General features: G+C 45.5%; 13 protein-coding genes. 3 read left to right on the top strand and 10 right to left on the bottom strand.

The window, feature by feature from the left end; all coding sequences use genetic code 11:
* Window positions 1-154 precede the first annotated feature (154 nt).
* The 9 genes from QN079_RS04495 to QN079_RS04455 all read right to left on the bottom strand — a co-directional run bounded on the left by QN079_RS04495 (window position 155) and on the right by QN079_RS04455 (window position 11,899).
* Window positions 155-1,798: a peptide ABC transporter substrate-binding protein gene (locus tag QN079_RS04495; RefSeq protein ID WP_223597431.1), complete on the bottom strand. Its 1,644-nt coding sequence runs from the start codon at window positions 1,796-1,798 to the stop codon at window positions 155-157.
* A 28-nt stretch (window positions 1,799-1,826) separates the two neighbouring features.
* Entirely contained in the window at window positions 1,827-2,540 is a 714-nt protein-coding gene (locus QN079_RS04490) for a gamma-glutamyl-gamma-aminobutyrate hydrolase family protein (protein ID WP_289230453.1), read from the bottom strand.
* 293 nt (window positions 2,541-2,833) lie between these two features.
* The gene (gene ssb / locus QN079_RS04485; RefSeq protein ID WP_034695396.1) at window positions 2,834-3,316 is read right to left on the bottom strand and encodes a single-stranded DNA-binding protein; all 483 of its coding nucleotides are present in this window, start codon (window positions 3,314-3,316) and stop codon (window positions 2,834-2,836) included.
* A 227-nt stretch (window positions 3,317-3,543) separates the two neighbouring features.
* Window positions 3,544-4,605, bottom strand: coding sequence for an ureidoglycolate dehydrogenase (allD, locus tag QN079_RS04480; RefSeq protein ID WP_289230452.1), 1,062 nt, complete (start codon window positions 4,603-4,605; stop codon window positions 3,544-3,546).
* 48 nt (window positions 4,606-4,653) lie between these two features.
* On the bottom strand, window positions 4,654-5,871 hold the full coding sequence (locus QN079_RS04475) for a dicarboxylate/amino acid:cation symporter (RefSeq protein WP_015509197.1): 1,218 nt from the start codon (window positions 5,869-5,871) through the stop codon (window positions 4,654-4,656).
* Between the two features lie 13 nt (window positions 5,872-5,884).
* Window positions 5,885-6,817 (bottom strand): carbamate kinase, encoded by a 933-nt coding sequence (gene arcC / locus QN079_RS04470; protein ID WP_289230451.1) that lies wholly within the window; start codon window positions 6,815-6,817, stop codon window positions 5,885-5,887.
* Window positions 6,814-8,064, bottom strand: a complete 1,251-nt coding sequence (locus QN079_RS04465) for an MFS transporter (RefSeq protein ID WP_005225376.1) — start codon at window positions 8,062-8,064, stop codon at window positions 6,814-6,816. The genes arcC and QN079_RS04465 overlap by 4 nt, the downstream gene beginning before the upstream one ends.
* 15 nt (window positions 8,065-8,079) lie before the next feature.
* Window positions 8,080-8,901 (bottom strand): oxamate carbamoyltransferase subunit AllH family protein, encoded by an 822-nt coding sequence (locus tag QN079_RS04460; protein WP_289230450.1) that lies wholly within the window; start codon window positions 8,899-8,901, stop codon window positions 8,080-8,082.
* Window positions 8,891-11,899, bottom strand: coding sequence for a bifunctional FdrA/YlbE family protein (locus tag QN079_RS04455; protein WP_289230449.1), 3,009 nt, complete (start codon window positions 11,897-11,899; stop codon window positions 8,891-8,893). Before QN079_RS04455 ends, QN079_RS04460 begins: the two co-directional genes overlap by 11 nt.
* Before the next feature lie 116 nt (window positions 11,900-12,015).
* Here QN079_RS04455 and QN079_RS04450 point away from each other — a divergent pair, with 116 nt between their 5' ends.
* The 3 genes from QN079_RS04450 to QN079_RS04440 all read left to right on the top strand — a co-directional run bounded on the left by QN079_RS04450 (window position 12,016) and on the right by QN079_RS04440 (window position 15,737).
* A complete protein-coding gene (locus QN079_RS04450) occupies window positions 12,016-13,593 on the top strand; it encodes a PucR family transcriptional regulator (RefSeq protein WP_005225373.1) in 1,578 nt (525 codons plus the stop codon).
* A complete protein-coding gene (locus tag QN079_RS04445; protein ID WP_289230448.1) occupies window positions 13,590-14,387 on the top strand; it encodes an alpha/beta hydrolase in 798 nt (265 codons plus the stop codon). The genes QN079_RS04450 and QN079_RS04445 overlap by 4 nt, the downstream gene beginning before the upstream one ends.
* 204 nt (window positions 14,388-14,591) lie before the next feature.
* On the top strand, window positions 14,592-15,737 hold the full coding sequence (locus QN079_RS04440; protein ID WP_060791741.1) for a cation:proton antiporter: 1,146 nt from the start codon (window positions 14,592-14,594) through the stop codon (window positions 15,735-15,737).
* 156 nt (window positions 15,738-15,893) lie between these two features.
* Here QN079_RS04440 and abc-f read toward each other — a convergent pair whose 3' ends face one another.
* On the bottom strand, window positions 15,894-17,363 hold the full coding sequence (abc-f, locus tag QN079_RS04435) for a ribosomal protection-like ABC-F family protein (RefSeq protein ID WP_289230447.1): 1,470 nt from the start codon (window positions 17,361-17,363) through the stop codon (window positions 15,894-15,896).
* Window positions 17,364-17,571: the final 208 nt, after the last annotated feature.

The raw sequence follows: 17,571 nt of genomic DNA, 5'->3' as shown, positions 1-17,571 counted from the left end.
TTCAACAACTTTTTTTTGAAAACGAATTCTCTATTTATCCTAAGCGCTGCAAGGAATTTGGCAAAATAAAAAAACAGATTCTCCTCTCTTCAACAAGCGTTGTTTGGTCAGCACACTTGGTTGAAAAAAGTTCCTCTGTTTTCTTACTTCCTGTTTATTCTGTGACAGATGCTAGGCGATAGGATACTGTTCGTCCAAAAGGAAACACTTGCACCCCTTGCAAACGATCTGTTTTCAAATACGCTACCGCTCCTTGATATAACGGCAAGACGGCTGTATCTTCAACGATCAATTGTTTCTCGAGTTCTTTTAATAAGTCCCAACGGGCAGCTGGGTCGTTTGCTAAAGTCGTCCGTGCTTCTTGTAACCCTTGATCGTACCTTTCACTAGCATACCCAGAGGTATTCAAGCCACCTGTCGAATCATAAAATTCTAAGAAGTTGATCGGGTCCGCGTAATCTGGTGTCCAAGTCCCGAAGACGAGATCAAATTCACCTTGGGATTGCAAGTCCAAGCGGTTTTGTAAAGGAATCGACTTGGCATCGATGGTTAATCCAGGCAAATTAGTTTCTAACTGTCCTTGGACAAATTCGATGGTTTTCTTGGCTGCTGCTGTATCTGCTGACAACAGTTCCAAAGTGATCTCGTCTTGTCCCAACTCTTCTTTGGCTTGTGCCCAAAGCGCTTGTGCGGCTGTGAGATCATACGGCAGTAAATCGCCATTTTCTTCACGAAAATCTTGGTCTGTTTCAGGATCTTTGGCAAAGTTGCTTGGCACAAAGCCGTTCAATGCAGTGGATCCATCGCCTAAGATATTTTCAGCAAATGCCTCTTTGTCGATGGCTTGTAAAATCGCCTGACGTACCTTGACATTGCCTGTGACTTCTCGTTTTTGGTTGGCACTTAAATACCCCACCAGCGCCTTTGGCACATAGTTGGCTTGAGCTGAGTTTTGGTATTGCTGCGCGTACGTATCCGTTAAGGTGGTGTAGTCCAGTTCTCCTGTTTCAAAAAGGCTGACACCAGTTGCCGTTTCCTTCACTACTTGTACGTCGATCTTGGTCAATTGGACATTCTCAGCATCCCAATAATCAGGATTTTTCGTTAACGTCCATGATTCGTTAGTCCCGTTCCACCCTTCGATCAAGAATGGGCCATTGCCGACAAAATTTTCCGCTGACAACCCATAATCGGCGCCTTTTTCTTCAGCAAACGCTTGGTTTTTTGGCATAAAAGGTGTCCCGACCAGAATCTGATCCAAATACGAGATTGGACTTGCCAATGTCAGCTCTAACGTCTGCTGGTCCAATGCTTTGGCTCCTAACTCACTGACCTCAGCATCTCCTTGACGCACTTGACTGCCATTTTTCAACACATCCATTTGATTGCTGCTGCTAGAACCGTTCTCTGGATTGGCAACATATTGAAAGGCGTAGACAAAATCATCCGCTGTAACAGGATCGCCATTGCTCCATTTTGCATCACGAATGGTGAAGGTATAAACCAGTCCATCTTCTGATACCGTAGGCTCTTCAGCGGCCATCGCAAGCTCAGGATCCCCCTCTTGATCCAGACGGTATAACCCTTCTACCACTTGTCCGATCATATCGGAACTGTTGACATCCGTGTATTGCCCGCTATCAAGGGTCGATAAGGCGCCCGCGGTTGACACTTGAATCTCTTGCGCAACAGCGCCTTGCTCCTCTTGCGATCCAGAATCCGTCGTGGGACTCGTGGTACTGCAGGCACTTAAAACCAATACTGTGAAAGCAGTGATACCAATCATTTTCTTTTTCATTTTTCTCCTCCTTGCGTGACCCTCTTTCTTACAACACATCAACGACATACTTGAAAACCGCTTGTTCTTGTAAAAGCGCATCATAGGCAAAGTCAGGATGCCACTGAACCGCCAACAAGCGCTGATCCACGTGTTCAATGCCTTCAATGATGCCATCAGGACTCCAAGCTGTCTTTTGCAATGGACGAGCCAATCGATCCACCGCTTGATGATGAAAGGAATTGACCTTTGTTTTTTGACCGTATACACGAGCCAACATGCTTTTTTCAGCCGTCGCGATGGCATGGGTCGGCACTTCTTTCGGAATCGGCGCCTGCATATGAATGATCTCACTGAAGGTACTGATGTCTTGCTGCAGCGTGCCCCCAAAGGCCACGTTGACCAGCTGCATCCCCCGACAAACCGCAAAAATTGGTTTCTTTTGCAGCAGTGCTTCATCGATCAGCGCCAGTTCAAACTCATCCCGTGCCAACAAAAAGCCGCTTCCAGTTGCCTGATGGGCCTCCTGCCCATAAAACTTGGGTGAAACATCTTGTCCACCAGCTAATACCAGTTTATCGATCTGTGAAACATAGTCCTTGGCTATAGCTGGCTCACTGATTGGCAAGAGCAATGGCAGTCCGCCCGCTTGCTGGATCGCTCGCACATACCCTAATGGTGTGTAGGCGATCGGCAAATGATGCAGCACATCGCCAGCATCTTGCACTTCATTCGCAGCGATCCCTATAATTGGTTTGCCCATCGACATCCCTCCCTGATTAACGATTTTTTCAGAAAAAAGCGGCATCTAGCAGTTGAACAAGGCAAGCGCCGCTTTTTCCCTCAAGATATGTTTCAACTATTCTAAACCAATCGGCACTTTTTGTGAAACACTATTTTCACTTTCGCGATCATTTATTACAATCACCATTCTATTTAACCGCCTCTTTGATTCGCAATAAAGAACACCGCTAGTCAGATATAATTGAATTTTACCAACGCTTTCTCTACGTAAAAAAACATGCGAGAAGCCGTTGCTTTCCGCATGTTTCGTCATTAAAATAATCGATTGTCTTTTAAAAACTCCAGCATCTGTGTTTTTAGGGGATCTTTTTCATTGCGGATCGACTTTGTTTGCGTCGTTTCATCAAGTGTCGATGGTCGCTTTTTAGGAAAAGGCGTCGCTGGTTCTTCTGCTAACTCTAAAATTTGAAAGGTATCCACCACCACTTCTGCCGCACAAAATCTTTGCCCTTCTGCTGTTTCATACGGACACCCTTGCAAGTGTCCGTTGATTTTGATACTTGCTCCTTTTTGAGTATACCGTAAAAAGGTCTCTGCCTGTTTCCCATGAACGACACAAGCAAACCATTCATGATGTACTTCTTCACTGTTTTGCCATTGAGATACAATGACAAGATCAAAACGTACGCCCTGATCGTCCGCCGCATCAAACGCTTCTTTACTAGGCATCGCTGCGATTTTCCCAGTAAGAACCACTTTATTCATTGCCACGCTGCATCCTCGCTTTTCTCTCATTTCTTGAGTGATCTAAACTTATGCGACCTATTCTACCATATTCCAAAAAACAAGCAATCAAAGGGCGAATGGCTTAAGAAATGCTTTGAAAAAAATGAACCAACTCAAAGAATTCGTCTGCTCCTGTCAAAAAGCTGCGATTTTTTGACGGAAAAATTCTCTTTGCTCCACACAGCAAAAAAACAGTTGGTTCAATCCCCTATGAACCAACCGTCTTCTGCAGATCTTTATTTAGCAAAGGAATCTTGACTACCATAGCGATCAAAATGGAGGGTTTCGCTTTCAAGATAATCAATGATCGCTTTGGGGATCAGGACCCCTTCTTGCTGAGCTTTTTCAAAGTGTATTTGGCTGATCTCTCCAGGATAGTAGACTTGTGATTGCCCTTTTACTGGCGGGATTGCATGCAGCTCAGTCACCATCTGATCGACGCTTTGCTTGAAGGTTTCGGTGTCCGTAAAACGAGACGGATCGATCACAAGAAGGAATTGTCCTAAGCGGCGTTTTTCCGTCAAATCCGCATACATGGAGGAGACCTGTTTACCAAAAGCCAAGCCCAGCATCGAGCCGGCTAAAATATCCACCATCATCATCAAGCCATACCCTTTGGCACCAGCGATAGGCAATAATCCTTGGACTGCATAGGGATCGGTGGTAGGCAAGCCTTGCTCGTCTACGGCCCAAGTATCGGGGATCTGCTGTTTCTTCGAGCGAGCGTCCAAAATTTTGCCCCACGCTTGAACCGTTGTCGCCATATCAAAAACCACCGGCGGATGATTGGCTCGTGGTGCTGCAAACGCGATTGGATTGGTGCCAAAATAGTTTTCGGTCCCACCAAAAGGCACCGCCATCGGATCCGATTGACACATGGCGATCGCCACTAAGTCGGCTTCAGCAGCCTGTTTGACGTAATACGCCATCGTTCCGCTATGGCTGGTCTGCTCGATTCCTACTGCAGCGATCCCTGCTTCTTTCGCCAGATGAATGGCGATCGCAATCGCTTCGTTGCACACATAATGCCCCATGCCGTTATCTCCGTGAAAAATTCCAGTAGCGGCGCCTGTTTTTTCAAAAGACATGTTTGGTTCTAGCGTGATGCCGCCTTTTACTAAGCGCTCGGCATAGTAGTCCATCCGCACGGCACCATGAGAATGGATCCCGCAAGCATCCGCAAAGGTCAAATGCGCCGCTGTTTCACTGGCAGCGGCTTCTGGCAAACCAGCAGCCAAGAGTTTCTTTTTCATCAATGCTTCTAATTCCAGCAGAGAACGTCTGCTCATTTCTTCCATCTTTTCTCCTCCTTAGAAAAAGAGAAGCACGCTTGTCAACGGCTTCTCTTATTGATTAAACACGCGATGATCGAGTTCATCAGCAGACTTAGCGATCAAAAGCGCTGAATAGACGTCTGAGTTCACGTTCAAGATCGTCCGCAGCATACCAACAAACCATTCGACACCAGCAAATAGCGCAATGCTTTCGATTGGTAAACCGAGCTGAGGAACAATGATTGCCAAGGAAACTAACCCCGCTCCGGGAACAACTGCATTGGCTAAAGAAACGAAAGTCGCAGTGACAGCTACCGTCACCATTTGGATCCCGTCAAAGTTGATTTGATACATTTGGGCGATCGTCATGACTGTAATCGCCATATGCATCGCTGACCCATTGCTGTTCAAAGACATCCCTAACGGCAATACCAAATTGGTGATGCGGCTACTGAGTCCTAATTTATTCTGGGATTCTTCCATAGCGATCGGCAGCGTGATGGCAGAGGAGGTTGTCGCCAATGCCATGACCGACATATTTTTCATATTTTTGATCAATCGTAACGGATTGATCCGACAATACACGGTCAACAAGACTAGCCACAGCCCAAGGAACGTGACGGTGGCTAGACCGTAGACAAGCAAATAGCTGCCTAATGGCAAAATGATCTGCAAGCCCAGGGAGCTGATCGTTGAAGCGATCAAAGCAAAAATACCGATTGGTGCCACGATCATCACGTAACGAATGATGGCAATGACGACCTCATTCAGATCCACGATCAACCCATAAAGAGCTGACTCAGGTTTCTTTTGCATAAAGCGATTGAGGGCAACACCAAAAAATAACCCAAAAACGATGATTTGAATAATTGACCCTTTACTCAACGCATCGAAAATATTCGTGGGAATAAAGTTGATCACTGTCTCTGATATAGAAATTTCTTGTGCTTGCAGAGGTTCGCCGGCAGCTTGTGAAAAGTCGATCCCTTTGCCTGGAGCAAAGAAGAGCGCCATCAGCACGCCCCATGCAGCAGCGAATAAGGAGGAAATCCCAAAGACAGCGATCGTTTTTCCACCCAAACGAGTGAGTTCTTTCGGGGCAATCCCCCCAACTGCTTGAATGATTTGGCCAACGATCAATAATGGGATCGCCATTTGCATCAGACGCAAGAAAAGGTCGCCCAAAATTTTTAGGAACGAAGCGGCTTGCCCAAAGAACAAACCGCAAAGAATCCCTAGAAGAACGGCAATAACGATCTGCGTCACCATCGGTAGTTTTTTTGCTTTCACTTTGATCCCCTCTTTATTTTCGAAGTATGGTTCCTGTATGCTGATCCAGTTCAGCTAACTTTTCGATTGAGGTAATAATCGCGGTTCTGGCTGCATCTTCTTCGACAAAATCAATCGCAGCTTCTATTTTTGGCAACATACTGCCCGCTGCAAAATGGCCTTCCTCGATGTAGCCCTTGGCTTGTGCCACACTGATTTCCCCTAAGGCTTGCTGATTCGGCTGGTTGTAATTGATGTAGATATTGTCGACACCAGTCAAAATGATCAGGCGATCGGCCTGCACGTCTTTTGCTAAGACACTAGCGGTAAAGTCTTTGTCGTTGACGGCTTCCACGCCAGTAAACCCATTGTCGTTGCGAACGACAGGTACGCCACCACCACCGGCGCAAATCGTGATCACACCAGCATCGACCAATGTTTTGATGGCTTCTTTTTCAACGATTTCTTGCGGTTTCGGGGATGGAACCACTTTCCGGTAACCACGCCCAGCATCTTCTTGATATACCCCGCCATTGGCTGCCATCGCAGCATTGGCTTCCTCTTCACTATAAAAAGGTCCGACTGGTTTGGAAGGTTTCTCAAAGGATGGATCTGCTGGATCGACACGAACTTGGGTGACTAATGAGATCACCGATGGATGTGCTTGTCGTGTGGCAAACTCATTGATCAAGGCATTTTGCAGCCAATATCCGATACTTCCTTGGGTCATCGCCACGCAGCTGTCTAATTTCAATTGGGGATTTTTTTCACTTTCCCCTGCTTTTTGCTGCAACAGTAAGTTGCCGACTTGTGGTCCATTGCCGTGACAAACAATGACTTTTTCCCCTTTTTCGACAAAATCGGCAATATAACGTGCTGCTTGCGCAACAACTGCTTTTTGTCCTTCATCACTAGGTTCTTTATCTAAAATAGCATTGCCGCCTAACGCGATCACATTCAAACTCATTTTATGCTCTCCTTCTGATTTTCCTTTGCTAATACGGCAAAAACACCTAATCCGATCAGCAGTAATAGACAAGACAGGTAAAACCCGACCTGCATCGATCCTAAAGAATCGGCTAAAAAGCCAGTAACATAAGGTGCTAAGATCGACCCCGACATCCCGATAAAGTTATAGGCACTCAAGGTCGTTCCTAAGGCGCCTTTTGGTGCGTTTTTCGTCACAAAGGTCACGACGATTGGATCAAGCGCCAGCTTGCCAGTCAATCCATACAAAATCAAAACAGTGATCAATAAGGTACGATCCGTTACAAAGGCAATGGCAAATACGGAAAGGGTCGCCAATGGGACCAATAAATAGACTAATTTTTTCGTTGCGCCTGTTTTATCATTCAATCGAGCAAAAATCAACGCACCTGGAATTGATGCCCATGGGACTAAGGAAGCAATAAAGCCGACACTCGCCCCTTCAAAACCACGCTCGGCAATCAAGAATTGCGGCAGCCAAGTAATGATCACAAAGTTTGCATAAATGCTGGTAAAGCATAGAACAAAGGCTGCCACGAGATTGCGGTTTGAAAAAATCTGCTTCAAGGAAATCTTTTCTTTCGGCCCTTCTTCTTTTATTTCTTGTCCTTCATCTTCTGGACGAATCACTTTTTCTTTCAAAACAAAATAGAACAAGACACCGACGATCAAGGTCGGAATTGCCATTAGGAAGAAGGGTTGGCTCCAATGGCCCCCGTTATCCAAGACCAATTTACTAGAAAGCAAGTACCCGCCAGACGTTCCAAACGCCATCCCACTGTTGATAATGGCATTTCCGACGGTTCGTTTGTTGTCGGGAATCGCTTCGGTAGACAATGCGTATTGCGGACCGTAATAGGCACCTTGACCAATCCCTGCAATGGCACGAATCACTAAGAACAAAACAAAGCTTGTGGCTAGCCCACTGAAGTACGTAGTCACCGCCAATAAAACAAAGCCTAGAGCGATCACCAATTTACGACCGATTTTGTCGCCGATGATCCCAAAAGGAATTTGCGCAACGGCATAAGTCAAAAAGAAAATACTATTGGCAAGTCCTAGTTGTGTGTTACTTAAATTGAATTCTTCACCGATCACACCCATGATTGGATTGAAGATCGTCCGTGTGGCGTACATTAAAATCCAGCCGACAAAGAAAATAGCAACGACTTTTTTCCAGTAAGAATTGCTTACTTTGACCGCATCTTTCTGGTTACTGATTTCCATGATTTCTCCCCTTTTCTATTCTTTCTCCTCAAGTGACAATGACTCCAACGCTAACAACAACCCAAAGCTAAGATCTTTGCCTGACGAATGACCGATGGACATCAGCTGCTGCACATCGTTTTCCAGCACCTGCGGGTTTTTACTTTTTACGTCTTGGAATAATTGCAGCATTACCGAATTGACATACCCTTGACTGGCACTTTGAATATAAGCAAGGCTGACATCCGTCGTAGACAGCGGTTTTGCCAATGCTTGTGCTAACGCGTCGGCTTCTGGCTGTTGCAAGGCATAGAGCATCGCTTGATAGGCAACGAGAAGATCATCGCCGCTAGGTGTCAATCCTTTGCCGCGACCAATCAGGTGGTCAATGATTGGTTCCCAATCTGAGACAGGCTGCCGCAATGCCGCAAACACTGCTTGGGTTTTCTCATCTTCTGGCAACCCAATCTTGGTTTCTAGTTTTTGTTGAAGCAGGATTTCTTTCAAAAGCTGCAATTCCGCAGAGGTGAAGGATAACTCCTTCACCTGCAGCGAAACCAATTCTTTCTCCTCTAATGAAAGAGAAAATGTTCCTTTTGTGCTGTAAAAGGTCAGACCATGCTCTCGGACTTGCACGCGATTGCCGACTTCGATCAAAGGCAAGACTTGTTCAAACAATGCATCGGGTAAAAAGACCCCGAAGCCAGTCAAATAGTTGCGATAGTTGTTGATATTGACCAGCTGCTGCCCGATCATCACATTGAATGAACGATCAAACACGCTATGCACCCGACCGGTACGACCGAATCGTTGCAGTGGGTCTAGATAATCACTGATTTTGATTTTCTCAGTCAACATCGATCCCCAGATCCTTCGCATAAGCCGTCAAGGCATTTTCAAAACAGCCTAACGGTGCACGCACCGTGCCTGCGCCGACTTGACCGACACCTGCTTCTTTATGGGCGATCCCAGTATTGATGATTGGGGTGATGCCTGTTTCAACGACTTTGCGGATGTCGATCCCCAAACAAGTCCCTTGGAAGTCCCATGTTGGGATCGAGAAGGTCGGATTATGACCGAAACAGATTTTTGCCATTTCGTTGGAAGTTTCCAGCGCATCCTCAAAGCCCCCAGCGCCGACAAAGCGTGTTACCCCTGGTGCGGCTACCATCGCCATTGCTCCAACGCCGACGGTTTCAGTAATGGCACTGTCCCCAATATCAGGATTGCCATCTGCTTCGGTAAACCCAGTAAAGTACAATCCTTTCGGCGTATTAACTGGTGCAGTATGCCATTGGTCTTCTGTTTGGGCGACACGAACCCCAAAGTTAACACCGTTTCTCGTCATGGTGGTCACGATCGTTCCTTTGGCATCGACACGGGCACCGTCAACGATGGCTTTCCCGGTTGCCATCATGATATTCAAGAAGAACTGATCGGTATCTGCTAAGAACTTGATCACTTCATATTTTTGCTTTTCATCGATCTCTGTTTGGATGATCAACGGCGCGATTTCTTTCAAAAAGTTCAATGATGCTGCAATATTTCGTTGATGGAATTCATCCCCCATTGTGATCGACCGGGCAATCAATACATTCAAGTTGATGCCTTCTTCTGTTAATTGCAATGCCTTGGCAATGGTTGGTCCTAAGACGTCTTTGATCCAATCCAAACGATCGATGACTTCTTGTGAATAGGCACCAAATCGTAAGACTTTACCGATCCCTTCATTCAAAATACAGTAGGCTTTGTTGCCGACAAGGCGGTTTTCAACCACAAAGACAGGCATATTCCCAGAAGTGATTCCCCCCATTGGTCCAACTGCCTGGACATGGTGACATGGCATAAAGCGGACTTCCCCACTTTCGAGTAAGCGGCGGGCTTCGTCTTCATCCTTCGCCCAGCGTTCAAACAAGGCAGCGCCGATACAAGACCCTTGCATCGGTCCCGTCATTTCCGACCATTGGATCGGCGGTCCTGCATGCAGCAAGGTTTTCTGGCTTTCGTTTAATTCAGCGATCACTGATTTAGCTGGAACGACATCAATCAAGAATGGTTGGGCATTTTTGATTTTATCCGTCACTGCTTGGTTTTCAGCTGTGATTTTTTCGTCAAATTCTTCTAACGCGTCTAAAATGCGGATCATTTTCTTGTTGCCGTTGGCACGAGGACGCCAGTTAAATTGTTCTGTTTTCCCGCCATATTGCAGGATCGATTCATTGAAGCTTTGCAAGCCAACATTGATGATCCGTGGTTTGGTGGTCAACAGCTCCATCACTTTCTCGCTAACTGTCGGCACCTCAACTTTGCTACCAGTATAGTCATTGACCGCTTTGTCTGCTTCAGAAAGAGTCGCCCCTTTTAAGGCGAGGGCTAATTGCACTGCTTGAGCATTGCTTGGTGCCACATAGACGCCAGCTGCTTTCAAACGGTTGACTGCTTCTTGATAGTTTTGCGGATCTTTTTCAGTTCCGCAGACGGTAGCAACAAAGTACAACGCGCGATCGGCTGCTTGGGCTGTTTGCTGTGCAGCTTCGATGGCTGGTAACAAAGCTCCTACCATATCTGCATGTGCGCCGTAACCTAACACCACATCAAATAAAATGACCCCGGTTTGCTCATCTTGCGCATAGTCTTCGATTTTTTTGATGCGCACTTCAGGATCGATCATTGGGTGCGGTTTGCCTTGGGTATAGATATCATCACCAAGGTCGATCACATCATAACCGTGGGAATGCAAGATATAGCCTTCTTGTTTTACAAGGCCTTCTAGATTCAAGGCTTCGGAGATCAGCATTCCTGCTTCGGCAGCTAATGTACCGCCAGAATAAAGACCTTTGACCACTTTGTCTTCAGCGAGTTTGGGCACATCTGGGGTTGCCACGCGTTCAAAATAGTTCCCTTTGACGGGTTCTTCATTGGCAAGATCAACAGCGATGCGCGCTGTTTCTTCCAGAGTATGTGCCAAATAGACTTTTCCTTCATGGGCTTCTGGTTTTTCTCCTAAGAAAATCGCTACCACTGGTTTGCTGATACTTTGCAGCAATTGAACGACTTCATCCCGCACTTCTTTTGCAGGTGGTTTCGAGATCACGCAAATCACATCTGTCGGTTCATGATTTTCTAAAGCAACGATGGCATCTTTGACAGTGATCGCCCCAACTTTGTCGCTTAAGTCACGTCCGCCGGTCCCAATGGCATGAACGACACCACCGCCTAATCGGTCAATGATCGTCGTCACTTCTTGAATCCCCGTACCAGAGGCACCAACGACGCCGATGTTTCCTGGTGCCACGACATTCGTGAAGGCAATCGGAATGCTGGAAATAATACCGGTCCCACAGTCTGGCCCCATCATCAATAAGCCTTTTTCATGAGCCAGCTTTTTCAAACGCACTTCATCTTCGATAGAGACATTGTCCGTAAACGAGAAAACATGCAAATCATTTTTCAACGCTTTTTCCATCTCAGCTGCGCCATATTCCCCAGGAATACTAAATAATGCAACATTGGCGTCCGGCATTGCGCTCAAGGCTTCTTGCCATGAAGCCGCCGCTGGCGTTTCTTTGCCTTGATCTTTTGCTGAAAGATCAGCTAAAAATGAATCGATTGCTGGCATTACTTGATCCATGATCTGTTCGTTTTGGCTATCGACCACGATCATCATATCGTTAGGTGATGCACCTTCTGCCTCTTTAGAAAGCAAGCCAGTGTTATTTAATATGTCTTTGTTTGCATCCGTCCCCATCATGATTTGACTCATTTCGACATCGCCTAGATCATTGATCGTATTCGTCAGCAGCATTAAGTTAATGGAATCTTGGTAGTTATTCTTTAAGATTACTGTGTGCAGCATTTGTTCTCCTCCTTTTCTTATACTCTCATTCTAACGAGCCTTGTTTGCGTTTTCATTGGATAAAGTTCTAAAAAAATGCTATACTTTTTATCCAAAAGAGAAAAAAGGAGCGTTTTATGAAATTAAAAGAATTGGTTGAACTGCCGCTTTTTGAAAAAAGTAAAGTCCTGACTGGCTCCATTGGTTTAACAAATTCCGTTGGTTCCGTCATGGTGCTGGAAGCGATGGACATTGAGAAGTGGAGCAAAGCCCATCAATTGATTTTGACTTCTTTTTATGCCTTCAAAGACCAATCCCCTGAGGAACTGCGTGTTTTTTTTGAAAAAATGCAGCAAATCGGTGTCAGCGGTTTAGTGATCAAAGTGGATCGCTTGATCCCTATGATTCCAGATTGGGTGATCGAACTTAGCTTTGCTTATCAGATCCCTTTGATCAAAGTGCAGCAAGAAGTCAGCTATGAAGCCATCATGCTAGCGGTTTACGAACCATTGCTGAATCACCAAACCCAGCTGCTGCGTACCTATTACGAGGTTCGCCAGCGCTTCATGAAAGTTGAGCGCAACCACTCTTCTTTCGATCAGATCATGCAGGAGTTCTATCAATTGATCGAAAAGCCTTGTTCGTTGCGCATCCCCCATTTAGATGTGCATGTGTCCGTCGGTCAATCCTTTAAGAATTTCGTGGTGACCAAACAAGAACCCATGAAAACCATCGAGTTTACCAAGAACCACTACGAATATTTGGAATTATTTTCTCATGAGAACAATCAATATGTGACTGCCATAAAAGTAGAGATCATCAATCCTTACAATGATCTGTGTACCTTGATCGTTTATCAGAAAGATTCGCAGATCCCTGAGGCAAAAGTCATGATCATTGAAAATGTGATCGACGTCATTTATGAACGCCTCCAAATGGAGTATTTGTTGAAGAAAGAACGCTACAATCGCATGAACAATCTGGCCGATGCGATCTTACAAAACACTCCTAGTAATTTGGCTGAGCTGGATCTTTTGTTAGAAGAAGCGCAACTGGATCGCTACGATTTCTACCAAGGCATTGCCTTTGCTTCCAACAGCTTTAAAGATAAGGAGCGTAAGTCCGTCGTTTTGCACAAGCTACGGGCGTTGAAAACACCCCACGTCTTTTTTGAACACCACAATTATTTGGTGATCCTCTATAATTTCCAATCGATCGCCCATCAGGTGACGAAACAGATGCTGCAGACACATTTTGATGATGCCCTGTTAGCCGATGAACATGGCTGCTTGGTGGTCAGCGAAGTCTTGCGCAAGGAACAGATCAAAGAGATCCTGCCAGAGTGTTTGGATGCGATCCGCTTCAATCGGCAGTTTTATTTGGCCCCGATCATTGCCTATAGCGACTTAGGTATCTTTAGTTCCTTTATCAAGGAGAACCAACTGGAAAAGCTGCAGCAAAGCATTCCCCCGAAGCTGTATCAACTTTCGGAAGAAAATGAGGAGCTGTTCAAAACGCTGTATACCTTTTTTATCACGAATCGCAATTACAAAAATACGGCTGAAACCTTGTTTCTTCATGCCAAAACGATTCGCTATCGGCTAAGCAAAATCGAACAGCTACTAGAGATCGATCTGACAAGTCCGATCCAATTAGTCAATTACGAGATCGGCACCTATTTATTAGAGCTTCAGAAAAGGAGTCAAGCAAAATGAAAAAAGAATGGCAATTGACCACCGGTGCTTCGGTGTCCCTTTATCCTGCTTCGGAGAAATACGTGATTTACTTTCACGGCGGCGGTTTTGTTTATGGAACCCGTCAAGACATTCCCGCATCACTGATCGCACTATTTCAAGAGCAGCAATACAGCGTCCTCACAGTCGATTATTTACTGGCGCCCAATTCCTCGTTAGCGGAGATTTTGGCGCTGAACTGGCAAAATTTTCAAGAATTGCAAGCAACTGTGCTTAAAGATAACCCGTTTTGTTTCTGCGGACGCTCAGCTGGCGGTTATTTGATGCTGGCGCTGACCCAGCAATTACTGAAGGAACAACAGAGATTGCCTGAAAAACTGGTCAATTTTTATGGGTATACCGATCTTTCTTTTATTGAAAACAAACGAGTCTTGCAGCAGCCGCTCTTAAGCAAAGAGCAAGTCCCTTCTTTGAATCAAACCGAGATTGTTTGGGATGATCCGCAGTTTCAGCGCTATTTGCCTTATGTTTATTGGGTTCAAAAGCAAGAACTCACCACGATCTATGGTCTAACAGCTGAAGCTCTTTCTGACTATGCCATTGATCCTGAGCTGCTTGCTCAATTTCCTCCAATTTTCAGCAGTGCCAGCAGTACCGATGAGGAAGTTCCTTTTCGTTACAGTAAAGGCTTGAAGAAAGTGCCTAAAAGCAAATTTGTCCCTGTCTATGATTTGCCCCACGACTTTTTGAAAAACGTCGAGGAGCCGCAAGTCCAAATGGTGTTTCAGCTGCTCGCCCGTTGGCTCAAACAATAATTTGATACAAGTAAAGTGAAAATAATGTTTTTTTATTTCGACGAGTGCACAGAAAAACTCTGATTGCCTTCGCTTCCTCCTTATCTCAAAAAACGTGTGGTTTAATGAAACTCTTTTAATAAAAAAAGGCTTGATACAGGCTCAATTCAAGAGAGAATGCTATACTAAAGGGGAGTATGTTATAGGAAAGAAGGATGAGGTTTTATGCATTTTGTCGGGATTTTGTGTTTGATCCTAATCACGACGACCCTCTTCTCGCATCTGGCGAGACGGATGGGCGTTCCTGCTGTTATCGGGCAGTTGTTAGCGGGGGTTTTATTAGGAGGCGCAGGACTCAATTGGGTCCATCCAGATATTCTGGTTCATGATTTTTCAGAGATTGGTGTTATTTTGCTGATGTTTTTAGCGGGACTGGAAAGTGATATTTCTTTATTGAAACGCTATTTTCGTCCTGGGATGCTCGTTGCCCTTTTGGGGATCGTGTTCCCAATGCTCTTCGGGTATGCCACGGGGGTCGGTTTTCAAAGCAGTCCCACAGAAGCGTTCTTTTTCGGGATCGTATTAGCTGCCACCTCAGTCAGTATTTCTGTCGAAGTATTGAAAGAGTTGAATGTGGTGAATACGAAAGAAGGGTCGACGATTCTTGGTGCTTCCGTCGTGGATGATATTTTGGTCGTGTTGGTTTTGAGTCTTAGCCTTTCCTTTTTAGGCGGCGAAAGCAGCCAAGCAACACCACTGCCGGTCACCTTATTGGTAGAATTGATTTATTTTGTGTTGATTTTTCTATTAGTGAAATGGATCGCTCCGTTCTTATTGGCACTTGCAGAAAAGCTATTTGCAAATTCCGCAGTGATCATCATGTCACTGATCATCTGCTTAGGAATGGCGTATCTTGCTGACCTCGTTGGGTTAAGCTCTGTCATTGGTGCCTTCTTCGCAGGGATCGCTGTCAGTCAAACGAAGGTTCGTGAGGAAGTGGAACACAGTGTCGAAGCATTAGGTTATGCCGTCTTCATTCCGGTGTTCTTTGTCAGCGTTGGCTTAGAAGTTGATTTTTCCCGCTTAAATGAGCAATTATTCTTTATTCTTGCCTTTACCGTGGTCGCGATCTTGACCAAACTGGTCGGCGGCTATGTCGGGGCGAAAATCGCGAAATTCTCGAACAACAGTGCTTGGATGGTGGGAGCTGGAATGATTTCCCGAGGTGAAATGGCATTGATCATTTTGCAGATTGGTCAACAAAACCAATTGATTTCGTCCGCATTGTATTCCCCTTTGGTGATCGTTGTCTTGTTGAGTACCTTGATCTCTCCCCTGATCTTAAAATACTTTACGAAAAAGATTTATTAAGCGATGTAGCAACAGTTAGGCGATACCGATGATTGCGAAAAAAACAGCACGGGTTTTGTAGTGACCGCTCAACGGCCGATTGTTGATCGAACGTTGGGCGGTCGCTTCCTTTCCCGCGCTGTTTTTCTTTATACAGTTATAAAAGCGACAATGCTGCTAGTTACTGGAAACCAATGTTAATTTTCCATGATCGATTTGATACACGTCATCCGCGACGGCATCGATAAACGCTTGATCGTGCGATGTGAACAAAACCATGCCTCGATAGCTGCGAATCAATTGTTCCAAGACGGTGATTGTCGGCAGATCAATAAAGTTCGTCGGTTCATCAAGTATCAAGACATTGGCAGGTTGAGTAAAGATGCGTGCGAGCTCGACCCGTGTCGCTTCTCCGCCGCTTAGCACATTGACTGGCTTCATCACGTCAATCTGGCTAAATCCCAGATTGTGTAAAATACTGCGGACCAGTGGTTCCTGATAGTCTGTTTGAGCCATCAATTCCGTCAAAAGCGGGGTGGTGCTGTTTTTTCGATAGCCCATTTGCTCGTAGACCGCAAAGACGATTTTCGGTGATACATAGATTCCCTCTCCGCCTGCGATGATTTCTTTTAGTAAAGTCGACTTTCCCGAACCGTTCGGACCCACGATAGCGATTTTCTTCCCGGCAGCAAACTGGAAACTGCTGCTGTCTAGCAAACGTTTCGCCCCTCTTTGAATGGTTACTTGCTCCCCACGAATCGGTCGTTTATTATGCAGCTCCACTGCAGGGACTACTGGAAAACGAATCACCTGCTGCCGGGCGACGCCCTTCACTTCTTCCAACTGATCCAAGCGGCTTTCCATGGCTTTGACTGTTTTTTGCAATGACTTTTGCACCGTCTCTTTTTGTTTTGATGACGACAAACGGTCTGGTCGGATGTTCTGCTGTCGCTTTTTTTCAGAAATACGACTGCTCTTGATCGCTTGTTCTTTTTTCTTTTGGATTGCTTGGGTCAACTGCTGTTTTTGTTGCTGATACTGCGCAGCCTCCCAGGCAATACGCTGTGCCGCTTGCTCTTTTTGCTGTCGGTAACTGTCATAATTGCCAGCATACTCGGTGACTTTTCCTTGATCGACTTCCCAGATTTTCGTTGCCAGCTGATTCAATAGATACCGATCATGACTGACCACGATCAGGGTGCCATAATAATACTGCAGTTCATCAATCAAGACTTGAATTCCTTGCTGGTCCAAGTGGGTCGTTGGCTCATCGAGCAAAAGTCCTAACTGATAGGAAGATAACGTTTGTGCCAACCGGTATTTGGTCTCCTCCCCGCCGCTTAGTGTCGCCAATTCATTTGTTGGGATCGAAAAACGACCGAACAGCGCCCAGTCAAGGGCCTCCGTCTTTTCAGTCACCTCAGCGATTTGTGGGAAATAGTGAAACGAATTTTCTTTTTGGATCGTTCCTGAATCAGGATCGACGACTCCCGCAATCAACTTCAGTAAGGTAGACTTGCCTTGCCCGTTTGCGCCCACGATCCCGATACGATCCGTTTGATAGGCGCTCAGTTTTTCAATGTTCAGTACTTCTTTGGACCCATAATTTTTGATTAGATTGTTTATTTTTACACTTAATTGTTCCATCAGTCTGTCCTTCCCGTCTAGGAAAACGCAAGCACAAAAAAAGGGCATAGCCTACCGCTATACCCTGATTTTAATAAGAAATTGGAAAAAAGAGGACACTCATCCCTTGAAATCACGATTGCCTAGACTTTTGAAATAGATTTAAATTAGCTATTCAAAAGGTCAATCCACAATTTCATCGATGCTGTCATGTTTTTTCCTCCTCTTT

The organism is Enterococcus sp. FZMF (assembly GCF_030263915.1).
GTDB classification, from domain to species: domain Bacteria; phylum Bacillota; class Bacilli; order Lactobacillales; family Enterococcaceae; genus Enterococcus_D; species Enterococcus_D casseliflavus.
The sequence above is the reverse complement of the archived record's forward strand: the minus strand, read 5'-3'. Positions and strand labels throughout refer to the sequence as shown.

What these genes read in the sequence shown, in the direction of transcription:
- QN079_RS04495 (WP_223597431.1), bottom strand. Translation starts at nt 1,798, where the DNA reads ATGAAAAAGAAAATGATTGGTATCACTGCTTTCACAGTATTGGTTTTA.
- QN079_RS04490 (WP_289230453.1), bottom strand. Translation starts at nt 2,540, where the DNA reads ATGGGCAAACCAATTATAGGGATCGCTGCGAATGAAGTGCAAGATGCT.
- ssb (WP_034695396.1), bottom strand. Translation starts at nt 3,316, where the DNA reads ATGAGAGAAAAGCGAGGATGCAGCGTGGCAATGAATAAAGTGGTTCTT.
- allD (WP_289230452.1), bottom strand. Translation starts at nt 4,605, where the DNA reads ATGGAAGAAATGAGCAGACGTTCTCTGCTGGAATTAGAAGCATTGATG.
- arcC (WP_289230451.1), bottom strand. Translation starts at nt 6,817, where the DNA reads ATGAGTTTGAATGTGATCGCGTTAGGCGGCAATGCTATTTTAGATAAA.
- QN079_RS04465 (WP_005225376.1), bottom strand. Translation starts at nt 8,064, where the DNA reads ATGGAAATCAGTAACCAGAAAGATGCGGTCAAAGTAAGCAATTCTTAC.
- QN079_RS04460 (WP_289230450.1), bottom strand. Translation starts at nt 8,901, where the DNA reads ATGTTGACTGAGAAAATCAAAATCAGTGATTATCTAGACCCACTGCAA.
- QN079_RS04455 (WP_289230449.1), bottom strand. Translation starts at nt 11,899, where the DNA reads ATGCTGCACACAGTAATCTTAAAGAATAACTACCAAGATTCCATTAAC.
- QN079_RS04450 (WP_005225373.1), top strand. Translation starts at nt 12,016, where the DNA reads ATGAAATTAAAAGAATTGGTTGAACTGCCGCTTTTTGAAAAAAGTAAA.
- QN079_RS04445 (WP_289230448.1), top strand. Translation starts at nt 13,590, where the DNA reads ATGAAAAAAGAATGGCAATTGACCACCGGTGCTTCGGTGTCCCTTTAT.
- QN079_RS04440 (WP_060791741.1), top strand. Translation starts at nt 14,592, where the DNA reads ATGCATTTTGTCGGGATTTTGTGTTTGATCCTAATCACGACGACCCTC.
- abc-f (WP_289230447.1), bottom strand. Translation starts at nt 17,363, where the DNA reads ATGGAACAATTAAGTGTAAAAATAAACAATCTAATCAAAAATTATGGG.